At 69.6% G+C, this 14,737-nt stretch carries 14 protein-coding genes; 6 read left to right on the top strand and 8 right to left on the bottom strand.

Features of this window, described 5'->3' with window-relative positions:
• Positions 1 to 51: 51 nt before the first annotated feature.
• A complete protein-coding gene (locus NH2_RS22210) occupies positions 52 to 354 on the bottom strand; it encodes a 2Fe-2S iron-sulfur cluster-binding protein (protein WP_067657689.1) in 303 nt (100 codons plus the stop codon).
• A gap of 76 nt (positions 355 to 430) precedes the next feature.
• Between NH2_RS22210 and NH2_RS22205 the strand changes: the two genes are divergently transcribed.
• Genes NH2_RS22205 through NH2_RS22190 form a run of 4 tightly spaced genes read left to right on the top strand, consistent with a single transcriptional unit; the run spans position 431 to position 4,691 of the window.
• Positions 431 to 1,831 (top strand): class I adenylate-forming enzyme family protein, encoded by a 1,401-nt coding sequence (locus NH2_RS22205; RefSeq protein ID WP_067657686.1) that lies wholly within the window; start codon positions 431 to 433, stop codon positions 1,829 to 1,831.
• Complete coding sequence (locus tag NH2_RS22200; RefSeq protein WP_067657683.1) at positions 1,809 to 2,849, top strand: acyl-CoA dehydrogenase family protein; 1,041 nt, start codon at positions 1,809 to 1,811, stop codon at positions 2,847 to 2,849. The genes NH2_RS22205 and NH2_RS22200 overlap by 23 nt, the downstream gene beginning before the upstream one ends.
• On the top strand, positions 2,836 to 3,924 hold the full coding sequence (locus NH2_RS22195) for an acyl-CoA dehydrogenase family protein (protein WP_067657680.1): 1,089 nt from the start codon (positions 2,836 to 2,838) through the stop codon (positions 3,922 to 3,924). The genes NH2_RS22200 and NH2_RS22195 overlap by 14 nt, the downstream gene beginning before the upstream one ends.
• 2 nt (positions 3,925 to 3,926) lie before the next feature.
• Positions 3,927 to 4,691 (top strand): enoyl-CoA hydratase/isomerase family protein, encoded by a 765-nt coding sequence (locus NH2_RS22190; RefSeq protein WP_067657677.1) that lies wholly within the window; start codon positions 3,927 to 3,929, stop codon positions 4,689 to 4,691.
• A gap of 4 nt (positions 4,692 to 4,695) precedes the next feature.
• On the opposite strand, the gene argS is transcribed toward NH2_RS22190, so the two are convergent.
• From argS to NH2_RS22160, 6 genes are all read right to left on the bottom strand, one after another.
• Positions 4,696 to 6,450 carry an arginine--tRNA ligase gene (argS, locus tag NH2_RS22185; protein WP_067657674.1) on the bottom strand — a complete coding sequence of 585 codons (1,755 nt, stop codon included), beginning with the start codon at positions 6,448 to 6,450 and terminating at the stop codon, positions 4,696 to 4,698.
• Between the two features lie 3 nt (positions 6,451 to 6,453).
• A complete protein-coding gene (locus NH2_RS22180) occupies positions 6,454 to 7,146 on the bottom strand; it encodes a hypothetical protein (protein WP_067657672.1) in 693 nt (230 codons plus the stop codon).
• A complete protein-coding gene (locus tag NH2_RS22175) occupies positions 7,143 to 8,060 on the bottom strand; it encodes a methyltransferase domain-containing protein (protein ID WP_067657669.1) in 918 nt (305 codons plus the stop codon). The genes NH2_RS22180 and NH2_RS22175 overlap by 4 nt, the downstream gene beginning before the upstream one ends.
• Positions 8,057 to 9,544, bottom strand: coding sequence for a pyridoxal phosphate-dependent decarboxylase family protein (locus NH2_RS22170; RefSeq protein WP_218021736.1), 1,488 nt, complete (start codon positions 9,542 to 9,544; stop codon positions 8,057 to 8,059). Before NH2_RS22170 ends, NH2_RS22175 begins: the two co-directional genes overlap by 4 nt.
• A 74-nt stretch (positions 9,545 to 9,618) precedes the next feature.
• Positions 9,619 to 10,725, bottom strand: coding sequence for a hypothetical protein (locus NH2_RS28390; RefSeq protein ID WP_084505775.1), 1,107 nt, complete (start codon positions 10,723 to 10,725; stop codon positions 9,619 to 9,621).
• Between the two features lie 19 nt (positions 10,726 to 10,744).
• Positions 10,745 to 12,235, bottom strand: coding sequence for a helix-turn-helix domain-containing protein (locus tag NH2_RS22160; RefSeq protein ID WP_067657662.1), 1,491 nt, complete (start codon positions 12,233 to 12,235; stop codon positions 10,745 to 10,747).
• Between the two features lie 90 nt (positions 12,236 to 12,325).
• Between NH2_RS22160 and NH2_RS22155 the strand changes: the two genes are divergently transcribed.
• Positions 12,326 to 12,526 (top strand): hypothetical protein, encoded by a 201-nt coding sequence (locus NH2_RS22155; protein ID WP_067657660.1) that lies wholly within the window; start codon positions 12,326 to 12,328, stop codon positions 12,524 to 12,526.
• Positions 12,527 to 12,744: 218 nt separating this feature from the next.
• On the opposite strand, the gene NH2_RS22150 is transcribed toward NH2_RS22155, so the two are convergent.
• Positions 12,745 to 13,509: an SDR family NAD(P)-dependent oxidoreductase gene (locus NH2_RS22150; RefSeq protein WP_067657657.1), complete on the bottom strand. Its 765-nt coding sequence runs from the start codon at positions 13,507 to 13,509 to the stop codon at positions 12,745 to 12,747.
• Between the two features lie 76 nt (positions 13,510 to 13,585).
• Here NH2_RS22150 and NH2_RS22145 point away from each other — a divergent pair, with 76 nt between their 5' ends.
• Positions 13,586 to 14,731 (top strand): thiolase family protein, encoded by a 1,146-nt coding sequence (locus NH2_RS22145; protein WP_067657654.1) that lies wholly within the window; start codon positions 13,586 to 13,588, stop codon positions 14,729 to 14,731.
• The last annotated feature ends 6 nt before the right edge of the window (positions 14,732 to 14,737 follow it).

The following is a 14,737-nucleotide window of genomic DNA, read 5'->3' as shown; positions in this document are numbered from 1 at the left end:
CGTCCCGGTGAGTCGACCCGCGCCGTTTCCGCGCGGGTTGCCTCGTTTCCGCTACTCGTAGTCGACGGTGATGTCGGCGGTGTCGGGCACCGCCTGGCAGGTGAGCACGTACCCCTCCTCGACCTCGTCGTCGGCCAGCGCGTCGTTGTTGCGCATGGTCGCGTGCCCCGCGGTGACCACGGCGATGCAGGTGGCGCAGTTGCCCGCTTCGCAGGAGAAGGGCGGGGCGAGCCCCCCGCGCCTGGCGCTCTCCAGCAGCGTCTCGCCCGCACGCCGCGGCACCGCCGTCTTCTTGCCGTTCAGGATGACGGTCACGGTGCCGTCCGCCGGACCTGACGATCTGGGACTCGCCATGAACAACCTCCTCCTGGTACGTATATTCTAGTGCAAAGAGAATTACATTCTCACCTATGTGACGGGAACTTCCAAGATGGCGGCTGACGGGACGCTCCGCTTCGAGGATCGCGCCTACACCAAGCCCGAGCTGAGCGCGCTCGCGGCGGGGCTGGCGGGCGAGCTGAGCGCCCGCGGCGTGCGCCGGGGGGACCGGGTCGCGCTCATGTCCGCCAACCGGCCCGAGTTCGTGATCGCGGTGCTGGCGGTGTGGCAGCTGCGCGGTGCCGTCGTGCTGCTCAGCCCGGCCTGGAAGGCGGGCGAGGTCGAGCACGCGCTGGCGATCACCGAGCCCGCGCACGCCGTCGGCGACCACGGGGTGCTGGCCGGGCTGCTGCCCATGCGGCACCTGGACGAGCCCATCACCCCGGCCGAGCCGATCGAGGAACCCCACCCCCCGGACGCCGACGCGGTGCTGGTCTTCAGCTCCGGCACCACCGGCCTGCCCAAGGCGGTGCGGCACACGCACGGCTCGCTCGCGGTGGCGGTGCGGCAGTGGATCGCGGTGCTCGGGCTCACCGCCGCGGACCGGCTGCAGATCGCGACGCCGCCCTCGCACATCCTCGGGCTGCTCAATATCCTCACCGTGCTCGAGGCGGGCGCGAGCATGCGGCTGCACCGCCGCTTCGACCTGGACACCGTGCTCGGCACCATTGCCGCCGAGCGGATCACGGTGGAGATGGCGGTCGCGCCGATCGCGCTCGCCATGGCCGCGCACCCGGAACTGGAGCGCTACGACCTGAGCTCGCTGCGCTACATCATGTGGGGCGCCACCCCGGTCACCGCCGATGTCGCCGAGCGGGTCACCGCCCGCACCGGCGTGCCCTGGCTGCCCGCCTACGGCGCCAGCGAGCTCCCGGTGATCGCCTGCAACCCGCTCGGCGGCGCCCGCCTCGACTCCGTCGGCCGCGCCGCGCCCGGCGTCGAGATCCGGGTGGCCGACCTGGACACCGGCGCCCCGCTGCCCCCCGGCGAACTCGGCGAGATCCAGTGCCGCGCCGCCTCGGTCATGGCCGGGTACCTGCCGGACGCCGCGACCGCGGGCGCCTTCGCCGACGGCTGGTACCGCACCGGCGATGTCGGGCGGGTGGACGCAGGCGGCTGGATCCGGCTCACCGACCGGGCCAAGGAGATGATCAAGGTGCGCGGCTTCCAGGTGGCGCCCGCCGAGATCGAGGCCGTGCTGCACGCGCACCCGCTGGTGCACGACTGCGCCGTCTTCGGCACCCCCGACGAGCGCGACGGCGAGGCGATCGTGGCCGCCGTGCACGCCGGCGCCGTCTCCGCCGACGAGCTGATCGCGCTGGTCGGCACCCACCTGGCCGGTTACAAGCGGCCCCGCCGGGTCGTTTTCGTGCCCGAGATCCCGCGCCTGCCCTCCGGCAAGGTGCTGCGCCGAGTCCTCGAGGAGCGCTATGGACGTCCGACTGACCAGTGAGCAGCGGCAGCTGCGCGATGCCGCGGCGAAACTCGCCGACGACCTCGGCCCCGGTTCGGTGGCCGAGCTGGACGACGCCGCCCGGCTCGCCCGGCTGGAGAAGGCGGTGCACACCGCGGGCTGGCGCACGCTGCGCTCCGACGGCGCCTCCGGGGTGGAGGTGGCGCTGGTCGCCGAGGAGTTCGGGCGCGGGCTGGTGGACGTGCCCTTCCTCGGGCCGGTCCTCGCCGACGACCTGCGCGGCCCGGCCGATGCCGGCGCGACCATCGGGCTCGACGGCCGCGCGATCGACGTCGCCGTGCCGGCCGGTGCCTACGGCGAGCGGCCGGGTGCGACCGGCGTCGCTGCGCCGGGTGGTGCCGGGGGTGAGCTGCTCGGCGCGACCAGCGTTGCCGCGCGGGATGGTGCCCGCGGCGAGCAGCCCGACCGCCCCGCGGCCGCCGCCGGGCAGCGGGTCCTGTTCCTCGACGACCGGCAGCTGCTCGCCGCCGAGGTCGGGGAGCGGGTGTCCGGCGCCGACCTCACCCGGCACACGGCCGAGATCACCGGCGGCTCCGAGCATCTCGGCGAGCTCTCGCCCGACCAGCTCACCCAGTGGCGGGCACTCGCCGTCACCACCACCACCGCCGACCTGCTCGGCGCGGCCCGCGGCGCCCAGGACCTGGCCGTCGAGTACGCGCGGGTGCGCGAGCAGTACGGCCACACCATCGGCTCGTACCAGGCCGTCGCGCACCTTCTCGCGGAGAGCAGGGCCCTGATCGAGGGCTCGATCAGCGTGCTCCGGCACGCCGCCTGGGCGGTGGACGAGCTGCCCCCCGCCGAGGCGCTGCGCGCCGCCCGGATCGCCAAGGTCTACACCGCCCGTGCCGCGCACACCGTCTGCGAGACCTCGATCCAGGTGCACGGCGGCATCGGCAATACCTGGGAGTGCCTGGCCCACGTATTCCTGCGCCGGGCACTGACCTCGACCGAACTGTTCGCCGTCCGTCTGGAGGAGATCGACCATGGACTTTCGTGACTCGCCCGCCGAGGCCGAGTTCCGGGATCGGCTGCGCACCTGGCTGGCCGGGGTGGCGGGCACCTTCCCGACCTCCGGCGACGCCTACTGGGCGCGCGCGGGCGAGTGGCACCGCGCGCTCTACGCGGCCGGCTTCTTCGGCCTCTCCTGGCCCGCCGAGTTCGGCGGGCACGCGCTGCCGCCGGTCTACGACGTGATCCTGGACGAGGAGCTGGCCGCCGCGGGCGCCCCCGCCCGGCCCAGCCTCGGCTACCTGGTGGTGGGGCTCGGCAGGCACGCGAGCCCCGAACTCCAGCAGCGCTTCCTGCCCGGCATGATCGACGGCTCGCAGCGCTGGTGCCAGGGCTTCAGCGAGCCCGGCGCCGGCTCCGACCTCGCCGCGCTGCGCACCACCGCGGTGCGCGACGGCGACGAGTACGTCATCCACGGCCACAAGATCTGGACCAGCTACTCCGACGTCGCCGACTGGTGCCTGCTGCTCGCCCGCACCGACCCCGACGCACCGCGGCACCGCGGCATCTCCGGCTTCATCGTCCCGATGAAGCAGCCCGGGATCGAGCAGCGCCCGCTCACCATGATCAGCGGCGTCACCAAGGAATTCGGGCAGGTGCTCTTCGACGGCGCCCGGGTGCCCGCCGCGCAGATGGTCGGCGCCCCCGGCGACGGCTGGAAACTGGCCATGACCGTGGTCGGCCACGAGCGCGAGCCCTCCACCCTCGGCTTCGCCGCCCGCTACGCGAAGACCGTGCGGCAGCTGCGATCCCGCGTCACCGGCCCGCACCCCGGCGAGCTGGCCTGGGCCGCGGTGCAGACCGAGATGCTGCGGCTGCACGTCCGCCGCAGGCTCTCCGAGCAGCTCGACGGCGTCACCCACGGCCCGGACGGCTCGCTGGACAAGCTGCTCATGACCTGGGTCGAGCAGTCCGTCGGGCACGCCGCGCTCGCCGTCGCGGGGACCGGCGACGAGGAGATGTTCGGCCACTACCTCTACAGCCGCGCCCAGAGCGTCATGGGCGGCACCTCGCAGATCCAGAAGAACATCATCGCTCAGCGCATTCTCGACCTAGGAGCCTGATCATGTACGACCTGCCCGCCGAGATCCGCGTCGAGGCCGATGGGCCGCTCCGGATCATCACGCTGAACCGCCCCGACGCGCTGAACGCTGTCGACGACGCGCTGCACACCGGCCTCGCCGAGCTCTGGCCCCAGCTCAACGACGACCCCGAGGCCAGGGCCGCCGTCCTCACCGGCGCCGGGAAGGCGTTCTCCGCAGGCGGCGACTTCGCCTACCTCGCCGAGCTGGCCCAGGACGCGAAGCTGCGCGCCAAGACCATCCGGCACGGCCGGGAGATCGTGCTCGGCATGGCCCGGCTCCGGCTTCCCCTCGTCGCCGCGGTCAACGGCCCCGCCGTCGGGCTCGGTTGCAGCCTGGTCGCGCTGAGCGACGTCGCCTACATCGCCGAGACCGCGTATCTGAAGGACCCGCACGTCCAGGTCGGCCTGGTCGCCGCCGACGGCGGCCCGCTGACCTGGCCGCTGCACACCAGCCTCCTGCTCGCCAAGGAGTACGCCCTCACCGGCGCCAAGATCACGGCTGAGCGGGCCCGCGAGATGGGGCTGGTCAATCATGTCGTCGCCGACCCGCTCGGCGCGGCGCTCGCCGCCGCCGAGCGGATTCTCCAGCTGCCGCAGCAGGCGGTCGAGAGCACCAAGCGGCTGTTGAATCTGCACCTCGAGCGGGCGGTGCTGGCCACGCTGGATTATGCCAACGCCGCTGAGGAGTTGTCTTTCCAGCACCCGGATTTCCATGCGGTGATCGCGAAGCTCACGGCGAACAAGTAGGGCCTCACATGCGGTGCGGGGCGGCGATTCCCAGCTGGTTCAGCCCGAGCTCCAGGGTTCGGGCTGTCAACCGGCACAGCGCGATTCGATTCGAGCGCGCGGGCTCCTCGGCCGTGGCGACCGGGCAGGCGTCGTAGAAGCCGGTGTAGGTGCGGGCGAGGTCGTAGAGGTAGCCCGCGAGGCGGTGCGGCTCCAGCGTCTCGGCGACCTCGCCAAGCACTGCGCCGTAGTTGTCGAGGGCGAGTGCCAGCGCTCGTTCCGCCGGTTCCAGCGGCGCGGCTGTATCGACCTCGCCCGTGGTTCCGGTGCGGCGCAGGATGGAACGCACCCGCGCGTGCGCGTATTGCAGATAGACGCCGGTATTGCCGTTGAGCGCGGTCATCCGGGTGAGGTCGAAGGCGTAGTCCTTGACCCGCGAGGTCGAGAGGTCGGCGTACTTGACCGCACCGATGCCCGACTGCCGGGCGATGGCGTCGAGTTCGTCCTGCGGCAGGTCCGGGTTCTTCTCGGCGACGATGGCGCGAACCCGGGCCTCGGCCTCGTCCAGCAGGTCGAGCAGCCGGACGGTGCCGCCCGCCCTGGTCTTGAAGGGCGTACCGTCCGGGCCCAGGATGGTGCCGTACGCGACGTGATCGACGCGAACGGCGTCGGTGAGCCAGCCCGCGCGGCGGGCGGTCTCGAAAACCAGCCGAAAATGCAGCGCCTGCCGGGAATCGGTGACGTACAGCAGCCGGTCGGCGCCGAGCGCCGCGAGGCGGTACCTGATGGTGGCCAGGTCGGTGCTGTCGTAGCCGTAGCCACCGTCGCGCTTGCGCGCCATCAGCACGGCGGGCCGGTCGTCGGGGCCGGTGACCTGCTCCGAGAGCACGACCACGGCACCGTCGCTCGGCACCGCGACCCCTTTGCCGAGGAGTTCGGCGACGGTGTCGTCGAGCTGGTCGTTGTAGAACGACTCGCCGACGTAGTCGTCCGGGGTGAGCAGCACCCCGAGCCGGTCGTAGATCGCGCCGAAGGCCCGCTCCGACTCGGCGACGATCTCGCGCCAGCGCGCGACGGTAGTGGGATCGCCCGCCTGCAGAGCGACCACGCGGGTACGTGCCCGATCCGCGAAGTCGGCGTCCGAGTCGAAGAGCGCCCGCGCGGCCTTGTACAGCCGGTCCAGCGCCGATACCGAGCTGTCACCGACACCGAGTTCGTGCGTGTGCCAGTGTGATTCGGGATGCTCGTCGATGTACTGGATGAGCATCCCGAACTGCGTGCCCCAATCGCCCAGGTGGTTCGCGCGCACGACATCGGCACCGAGGAATCCGAAGATCCGGGCGAGGCTGTCCCCGATGATCGTGGTGCGCAGATGCCCGACGTGCATCTCCTTCGCCACGTTCGGCGCGGAGTAGTCGATGACCACCCGCTGCCGCTCCTCGGTGGCGGGAACGCCCAGCCGGTCATCGGTGACCCGCACCGCGACGCTCGCCCAGACGGCCCGGTCGGCCAGGGTGATGTTCAAGAACCCCGGCCCGGAGACCTCCACCTCGGCGATCACCTCCGTATCGAGGCACCGCGCGAGTTCGCCGCCGAGTCCGACCGGCGGCACCCCGGCTCGCTTCGCCAGCGGAAGCGCGGCATTCGACTGGAAGTCGGCCCGATCGGATCGTCGCACCACCGGGTCCGCGTCCGCCATATCCGGACGGACTCGCACGATCGCCTCCGAGACAGCGGAAGTGACACGGTCGAGGAGCGGTGTGATGCCGACAGGGCTCACCGGCTATTCCTTTCGGGAGGGGTTGGTGACGTTATTGTCGCAGGCCCGGATCACCGGACGACCCAGCCGGGCCTGCCCGGCCCGAACCGTTGCGTAGAGACGCGCGTTCCGGTGGTAGCCCAGATAGTCCTTGCCCGTGGCGCCGTCGGGGCCGCAGGTGAGGGCCTGCACAGCGTCATGCACGCCGACGTTCTCGGAGCCGAGCATCGACGAAACCAGTAGGATCAGCGCGCGCTCAGCCCGCGCGGAATCGACCCGGTAGCGATGGATGTTCCCGCCGAGGAACAGATGCGTAGTGGTGAGAGCATTGAGCACCAAGCGCTGCGCGAAGTCGGGTGAGTTGAGCCAACCGGTCTCGGTGACGACCGGGCCCGGGCGAAGGCGCCCGGCGTATCTCGGAAAGCAGCGCAGTCCGACGGCACGGTCGATATCGGTGTAGGTCGCGAAGAGCTTCGTCGCGTACTCGACTTCGGTATCGACCCGTAGGCCGAAGTCCTCGTGGACGCGGGCCACGGCGGCTATGAGTCCTGCCATGGTGGCGGCGTCCGGTCGGTCTGCTCCGACCAGCACGATGTCGAGGTCGGCGTGGGATCGGCCGGGCTCGGCAGCCTGGGATCCGTAGACCAACCCGTACCCTCCCTCGGGTGTGAAGGTGTGGCATACCTTGGCGGCGGCGCGGAACAGTTCGGGCGTCATGCGAGTAGTCCGTCCGGAAGCGAGGCCACCGGGTGCGCACCCACGCAGAAATCGATCACGTGCACACCACTCGGCAGTGCGACCCCACCGTTCGGCATGGTGTATCGCTCGATGAATTCCGCTACCGAGTCGGCGATATCGGCGTCGGCGAGTAGCCGCGGGTGGTGCTTGAAGTGCACTCCGTCGAACCATTCACGGGCCGCATGCCCGGAGGACGCCCAGGCGACTCCTCCGCGCCGAGTGTGCGTCAGACTGCCCGCCCCCTGACTCTCCGCCGCGCGAAGAGCGTGTATCACGATGTCACGGGTGTAGGAACGTCCCTCGGCCGGGAAGGGGGCGACGCGTTCCCAAGCCCAGGTCACCAGCTGCTGCTCCGGGCTCTCGGCATCGAACAGCAGGACCAGAAGATGTCCGCCCGGTGCCACCAGCCGCAGCAAGCCGAGTACGAAAGCGTGCGCGCGGCCACGCGCCGCCGCCTGGTCCGAATGTGGGCGCACCCCCGCAGCGGTCAGTTCTTCGAAGAACTGACCGATGGGGTAACTGAGTGACCAGAACGCGGTTACCAGGTCGAAGCTCTGTGCGCGGCCCGCTGCCAGCAACGACGTGATCGCGTCGGTGGTGTCCGCGCAGAACGTCTGCGCATCGGGAAATTTGCGGGCCACCGCCGAAACCATCGCCTCGCTGTTGTCGGCGAGTACAAGAGTCCGGGCGAAGGGGGCCAGTGCCTCGGTCATTCGACCGGTGCCGCAGCCGAACTCGGCCACGTCGAGTGCTGAGGTCTGAGCGCCGTAGTTCTCCTTCAGCCAGCTACGGATTAGCTCCACGTCCTCGACGCCACCGAAGTAGTGCGGCAGCAACAGCCTGTCGTACATGCCTGCGGCTTCGTATACGGCCCGAAATCCGGCGTCCGTCATGCGTCGTCACCTTCTATCTCGCGGACGAGAACGGTCAGGTACGTCAGGAGTTCGTGCATATGTGTCTCGGTCGTGGCGGGATTGCCTGCCATGAATCGCAGCGGGTGGACGGTCGCGCCGCCGTACAGCCGGCCCAGGTCATCCCGCATTGTGAACTGATGGAGATGCCACCGGCCCTCGGACAGCATTCGCGCGTGGATCGCCAGGTTGAGATCGTTGATGCGATCGAGTGCCCGGCGGTCCACCTGCCCGGCCTCGATCCCGATCGGCAGATGAGCGAAGACGACGGCTGACAGATCCGGGTCATTGAGCCGGACCAAACGTGGGTGGGCATCCACCAGTTCGGCGAACCGCCGTGCCGATTCGCATCGTCGTTCGGCCAGCTGTGCCAGGCCGTCGCGACCGCGACCGCGCACCATCATCCAGAGCTTCAACGATGTCCATTCCCGGGTTCCAAGAAACGGGGTGATCTGCCCGAACGCGAAGTCCTCCTGCATGATCAGATCGGAATAGGTCGAAATGCTCCGGATGACGGCGGGGTCGCGAACCAGCAGGGCGCTCGAGCTGTAGGGCACTGCCAGGATCTTGTGCGGGTCGACGGTGATGCTGTCGAAATCGGCGATGCCGTCGATCTTCCCTCGCAGGGTCGGGGTGAACGCCGCGAGCAGCCCCCAGCACGCGTCCGCGTGCAGCCAGATCGTCGGGTCGATCGCCCGGACGAGGTCATGGATCGCCCGCAGATCATCGACGGTCTGGGTCCGGCTGTCCCCGGCATAGGCCACCACCGCCATCGCCCGATCGCGGTGGCGCCGGAGCGCTCGCGCGAGTTCGGCCCTGTCATAGCGGAATCCCGCCGTCGGCACCTCGATAATCTGCGCGCCGCAGCCGATCCAGGTCAGGGCTGCCCGGACGCTGTAGTGCCCGATCCCCTCCGGAACCACGATCGCGAAGCGTCCGGGATCGCTGACACCGGATTGCATGGTCCCTGGTGCCTTCGCCTCCCGGGCGAGCAGCATCGCCACCGTATTGCTGGTCGTCCCGCCCGGCGTGATCATGCCGCCGACATCCCACACCGTTCTGACCTCGCCGACAGCCGGGTTCCGATAACCGAGAAAGTCGCGCAGCCAACGCAGTACCGCGATATCGATGAAGGTCGCGCTCGGACTGTCGAACGACTGATTGATCAGGTTCTGCTGCGTCAGGGTGGCCAGCAGGCTGCCCGCCAGTGCGAGCGGATCGTCGCCTGTGTCGCCGAATCCCAGGAAGCGTGGCGACGCTTCGTTCTTGCACAGCGGCAGTATCCGTTCGTGAAAGTCGTCGAGTACAGCGTCCGCATCGGTCGGCGCCGTCGGAAGGTCGGTGAGTAGCAGGTCGCGGATCGCTTCGGCGGATTCGCGCCGCCCGAAGATCGCCGGGCGGGTCTTGAATTCCAGTCCGAGATCGAGAGCGCGGTGCAACAGGTTGCTTGTCTCCGAAATATTCACCTCGCCAGCGTGGCTTCGGAGATGGCTGGGACTCCAACAACCTGGTGCTGTACAACAGGTCGTTGTAGGCCGGGTCAGCGCAGGCCGGTGATGGCCAGCCCGAGGGCGGCCGCGCCGGCGGCCTGCATGGGGTGTTCGGAGCGGAGCCGGCGAACGTGCTCCACTGTGAAGGGCTGTAACTCGAGCACCCGGCCCTCGTCGTTGTCGGCCGGTATGTCGCCGAACAGCTCATCGAAGACCGGCCCGTCGATGACAACGGCCGTCAGCAGGTCGGTGGCGAAACTCGTGGGGTCCACTCCCAGCCCCAGGCAGTACGCCTCGATCGACCCCGTGCCGATTTCCCGGTCGATTCGTTTCGCGAAATCCCACGATCCGTAGTCGATGGGGGCCTTCTCGCTACCGTGGTCTTCATCGGCACCGCCCAGTTCTTCCGCGAACTCCCGAATCATGTTGTGCCACAACGAGAAATCGTTGTCAGTGTTCCAGGCCGCGTACCCGGAGGGCTGAAAGACGCCGACGGGGACGACCTGGTACAGGCCGCCTGCATGCCCGGTCTTGCGGGGATCGCGCCAGTGCAACAGGAACTCGCGCTCGCCGGTGCGGGTATCGCGACGGATGGTCAAAGTGCTGATGGCGAGATTCGCAGGACGTTGCCGCAAATCGCACGGGTCGGTGATCGCCGTGCGCACCCCGGGCTGGACGACGCCGTCACGGTGGGCTACCGCGAATTCGTGGGCAGCGGCCTCGCCTACGTCGACACTGTCGAAGTAGTGTCCGACTCCGAATTCGAGGACCGGATCACCGCCCGCCAGATCGGCGTGTGACAACCGGTAGGTGGGACGATTCTCGAACACCGTCGGTGCCGCTATTCCCCGTACCGCCGCCGAATAGGTCTCGTACGGCGAGCCGTCCTCGCGGAGCGGCATTGCGGAACTCCGGGGAAGTGGTGCGGGAATCTCAGGCTGGTCGAACCGTCCTCGCAGCGCTATGTCGTGCAGGGGAAACGGATCAGTCGGCAGCCACTCCCGCCGTGCGAGAAGTGCGGATCCCGCCACTCGCTGCAACTCCGGGAATTGATCTGCGGCGGCGCGATCGAGTTCGAGCCGATTTTCCCGCAGGTAGGAGCGGGATCGAAGCCACGCCCGCTCGCTCTCGGTCAGTGCGCGCGAGTGCGTGGGCATGGGGCCCTCCCGGTTCGTCTCAGCCGATCAAGCTGTGTCGATGTTGCCACGCCAGCGCCAGGCACGCGGCTCCCGGTGCGGCGATGGGCTCCGTGTCGAGCATTCGCGTCACCGCTTCTCGCGTGAACGGCACCCCGTCGGTGCCGCGGCCGTCGCCGATCCCGACGATCTCGCCCTCGTCGTTGAAGCGCACCGCGGAGCCGAATATGTCGTCGAAGACGTCGTTGTCGACCACGACCACGGTCAGCAGAGTGGCTGCCAGCGTCAGCGCGTCGAGCCCGAAGCCGAGCAGGTGTACGCTCATCGTCCCGCGGGTGCGAGCGGCCCCCATACTCTGGAAGAGCGGCCAGTTCGCGTAGTCGATCGGCGTACTCCGAGTGCCGTCGTGTTCCGGGTGGCCGAGCAGTTCCTCGGAGTACTCACGGACGATATTGCGCCAGAGCGAGAAGTCGTTGTGGCGGTCCCATAGCGCTACCCCGGAGGGCTGGAACTCGCCCGCCGGTATCACGTCGTAAACGCCCGCCGCCGTCGCGACCCGTTCCGGATCTCGCCAGTGCAGCAGGAACGACGGCGGCTCCGGGAATCGACGGAGCCGGATCGTCAGGGTCGTGATGGCCGGGATGATGGCGCGCCGCGCGGCGTCGAAGGGGTCACCGACGAATTCGCGGAAGGGTAGTGCGCATCGGAGGTCCGGCGTCTCGGGGTGTGCCAGGCAGGCTGCCGCGGTCTCGTGGGCGAGTGCCTCACTGACATCGAGTTTGTCGAAGTAGGCGGCGAGCCCGAAATCCAGGGACCCATCGGCAATGGTTCCGCCGAGATAGCGGTAGCTCGGTCGTGACTCGAACAGGCGTGGTGGATCGAGGTGCCGTACCGCCGCGGAGTAGGACTCGAAGGGGATGTCCCGGAGCCGCAGTGGACGGACGGGCCGGGTCTGTTGCTCGGCTCCGGTGACCTCCATGGTCCTGGCCCGCTCGTCGAGGCGGAGCCGGATCGAATCCAGTTCCATGGGAGCGGCGGGCACCCAGCCATCGCCGCTGATGAGCGATGTCCGCGGCAGGCGGCAGTCGACGTCGTAGTACAGTGTCGCCATTCGTGCCAGATCGCTGCGGTGACTGTTGAGCCAGTGCCGCTGAGCTCGCCACCGACCCCGGCTCGCGGCAACCGCGGGGTCGGTGTCGGTGAACACCGGCCCCCGTGCCGGGGGCGCGAGCCCGAGTTCCTCCGGCGGAATTCCGAGAATCCGGGCGAAGTCACGACGGTGCTCGAGCGTGGCCTTCCGGCTGCCCTTCTCGACCTGGCTCAGAAATTGCTGAGTCAGCCCCATTGCCTCGGCCACCGTGCCTTGGTTGACACCCGCCGCGAGCCGGTACTCGCGCACCACCTGCCCGATCGAGCGCATCGTCGCTATGCTCTCGTCGCGTCGCAGCCAGTCGGTTGTTTGCATCGCGTCCACGATCGGCCCCCGCCACTCGCCAAGCCACAACCGCCGGAATCTACGGTCGATCACCATTCGAGCAGACGCACTGTCGCTTGTCACGGTCTCGAACGCGCATCGGGATGCAACCGCCGGACGGCAAATGCGGACCCTACGATAGGTGGCATGGGGACGACGATGGCCTCGGTGACCGGAGTGAGCAAGGAGGCGCTTATTCGCTGCGGCGTCGCGATGCTGCTCGAAGCGTCCGACCGCCGACTCCGCGCCGCCTCACTGCCGGTGTTTCGCAGCGGGCGCTCGCGCGATGTCGGTGAGATACGTGACGACATCTGTCGGCAGATCGAGCAGAGGTCGGGTCGTCGGTGATCGTCGCCGCTGACATATCGGCGCTCCCCACCGTCTCCGACGTCGATCGAGATCGTCCGGCTCGACGCGATCTCGTTGTCGCGGGGTAGGGCCGAACTGGAGAGGCCGGGTTCGCCCGTCCGGGTGCCCCGGCCTCCGTCACGCCAGTCGCCGGTGCCGCAGCTGTCCTGGGCGAGCCCCGCGAATGCTGGGAGGCCCGGTGCGGGCGCCGATCGGCACTACCGCGGGGGGAAGCGAAGGGCTCCGTCGAGGCGGATGACCTCACCGTTCAGATAATCGTTCTCGATGATCCCCACCGCGAGCTTCGCGTACTCATCCGACCGCCCCATCCGCTTGGGGAACGGAATCTGCGGCGCCCAGTACGCCTCCAGTTTGTCCGCGTTCTGCCCGTAGGCGGGGGTGTTGATGGTGCCAGGGGCGATCGAGACGACGCGGATGCCGAGCGGCGAGAGATCGCGGGCGGCGACCAGGGTGATGGCGGCGACCCCGCCCTTGGCGGCGGCGTAGGGGAGCTGGCCGATCTGCCCCTCGTACCCGGCGATCGACGAGGTGGTGACGATGACGCCGCGGGCACCCTCCGCCAGCGGCTCGCTGCGGGCGATGCCCTCGGCGGAGAGGCGCAGCACGTTGAAGACCGCGGTCAGGTAGAACTCGATCGTGGTGCGGAAACCATCCAGCGCCAGCGCTTTTCCGTCCTTGCCGAGGAGCCGCCCGCCGGTGGCGGGGCCGCCGTGGGTGTCGACCGCGATGCGCAGCGGGCCGAGGGATTCCGCCTCCTCCACGGCGGCGCGCACCGAGTTCTCGTCGGTGGCGTCGGTGTGCACGTAGCGGATGCCGAGTTCGCTCGCGAGCTCCTTGCCCTTGTCGTCGGCCACGTCGGCGACGACGATGCGCGCGCCCGCGGCGTGCAGCCGGCGCACCGTCGCCTCGCCCAGCCCGCCGGTGCCGCCGACGACGAGCGCGGAGCCTCCATCGATCTGCATGTCGCAATCCCTTCTCGCAAGTCGTACTCTCGAATCAAAAGAATACAATTCTCACCACGAGCCGGGGAGGCCCTCCATGCCCGAAGCCGTCATCGTCTCCGCGCTGCGGACACCGATCGGTACCGCCAGGAAGGGAACGCTGCGCGACACCAATGCCTTCGACCTGGCGCACCATGTGGTGAGCGCGGCCGCCGAGGGTTTGGACACCGGCCGGATCGACGACGTGATCCTCGGTGAGGGCCGCTACGGCGGCGGTGTGCTGGCCAGGCACGCGGCGGTCACCGCCGGGCTCACCTCGGTGCCGGGGCTGGCGCAGAACCGGCACTGCGCGGCGGGAATGGCCGCGGTGCAGTCGGCGGCGGCGGGGATCAGATCCGGGATGGACGAGCTGATCATCGCGGGCGGGGTGAACAGCGACTCCACCGCGCCGCGCGCCCGCTTCAAGGTCGGCGAGGACGAGTGGATCGACCCGTGGACCTCGCCCAGCCACCCGGACCGCCCGGACGCCCCCGCGATGGACATGTCCATCACGGTCGGCTGGAACGCCGCCGTGCGCGCGGGGCTGACCCGGGAGGAGCAGGACGCCTGGGCGCTGCGCTCGCACCGCAATGCCATCGCGGCGATCGACGAAGGCCGCTTCAAGGAGGAGATCGTCCCGATCGAGACCCCGCACGGGCTCTTCGACACCGACGAGCACCCGCGCCGGGAGACCAGCCTGGAGAAGCTGGCCTCGCTGAAGGTGCTGCACCCGGAGATCGAGGGCTTCTCCATCACCGCGGGCAATGCCTCCGGCGCCAACGACGGCGCCGCGGCGCTCGCCGTCGCCAGCGAGAAGCTGGGGCTGCCCGCGCTCGGCTACATCCGGGCCTGGGCGTCGGTCGGGGTCGACCCGGCGGTCACCGGGCTGGCGCCGATCGAGGCGATCACCAAGGTGGTGCGGCGGGCCGGGATCTCGCTCGGGCAGGTGAAGCTGATCGAGATCAACGAGGCGTTCGCCTCGGTGCCGATCGCCACCATCAGGGCGCTCGATCTGAACCCGGAGATCGTGAACTACAGCGGCAGCGGCTGCTCGCTCGGCCACCCGGTGGCGGCGACCGGCGCCCGCATGGTGGTGACGCTGGTGCACGAGCTGCGCAGGCGCGGCGGCGGCTTCGGCATCGCCGCGCTCTGCGCGGGTGGCGGTATGGGCGCGGCGACCGTGATCGAGGTCCCCGCCCCCTGAAACGCC

The sequence above is a fragment of the Nocardia harenae NBRC 108248 genome (assembly GCF_001612885.1).
GTDB lineage: Bacteria > Actinomycetota > Actinomycetes > Mycobacteriales > Mycobacteriaceae > Nocardia > Nocardia harenae.
The sequence above is the reverse complement of the archived record's forward strand: the minus strand, read 5'-3'. Positions and strand labels throughout refer to the sequence as shown.

What these genes read in the sequence shown, in the direction of transcription:
- NH2_RS22160 (WP_067657662.1), bottom strand. Translation starts at nt 12,235, where the DNA reads ATGGTGATCGACCGTAGATTCCGGCGGTTGTGGCTTGGCGAGTGGCGG.
- NH2_RS22175 (WP_067657669.1), bottom strand. Translation starts at nt 8,060, where the DNA reads ATGACGGACGCCGGATTTCGGGCCGTATACGAAGCCGCAGGCATGTAC.
- NH2_RS28390 (WP_084505775.1), bottom strand. Translation starts at nt 10,725, where the DNA reads ATGCCCACGCACTCGCGCGCACTGACCGAGAGCGAGCGGGCGTGGCTT.
- NH2_RS22155 (WP_067657660.1), top strand. Translation starts at nt 12,326, where the DNA reads ATGGGGACGACGATGGCCTCGGTGACCGGAGTGAGCAAGGAGGCGCTT.
- NH2_RS22150 (WP_067657657.1), bottom strand. Translation starts at nt 13,509, where the DNA reads ATGCAGATCGATGGAGGCTCCGCGCTCGTCGTCGGCGGCACCGGCGGG.
- NH2_RS22145 (WP_067657654.1), top strand. Translation starts at nt 13,586, where the DNA reads ATGCCCGAAGCCGTCATCGTCTCCGCGCTGCGGACACCGATCGGTACC.
- NH2_RS22205 (WP_067657686.1), top strand. Translation starts at nt 431, where the DNA reads ATGGCGGCTGACGGGACGCTCCGCTTCGAGGATCGCGCCTACACCAAG.
- NH2_RS22200 (WP_067657683.1), top strand. Translation starts at nt 1,809, where the DNA reads ATGGACGTCCGACTGACCAGTGAGCAGCGGCAGCTGCGCGATGCCGCG.
- NH2_RS22195 (WP_067657680.1), top strand. Translation starts at nt 2,836, where the DNA reads ATGGACTTTCGTGACTCGCCCGCCGAGGCCGAGTTCCGGGATCGGCTG.
- NH2_RS22210 (WP_067657689.1), bottom strand. Translation starts at nt 354, where the DNA reads ATGGCGAGTCCCAGATCGTCAGGTCCGGCGGACGGCACCGTGACCGTC.
- NH2_RS22190 (WP_067657677.1), top strand. Translation starts at nt 3,927, where the DNA reads ATGTACGACCTGCCCGCCGAGATCCGCGTCGAGGCCGATGGGCCGCTC.
- NH2_RS22180 (WP_067657672.1), bottom strand. Translation starts at nt 7,146, where the DNA reads ATGACGCCCGAACTGTTCCGCGCCGCCGCCAAGGTATGCCACACCTTC.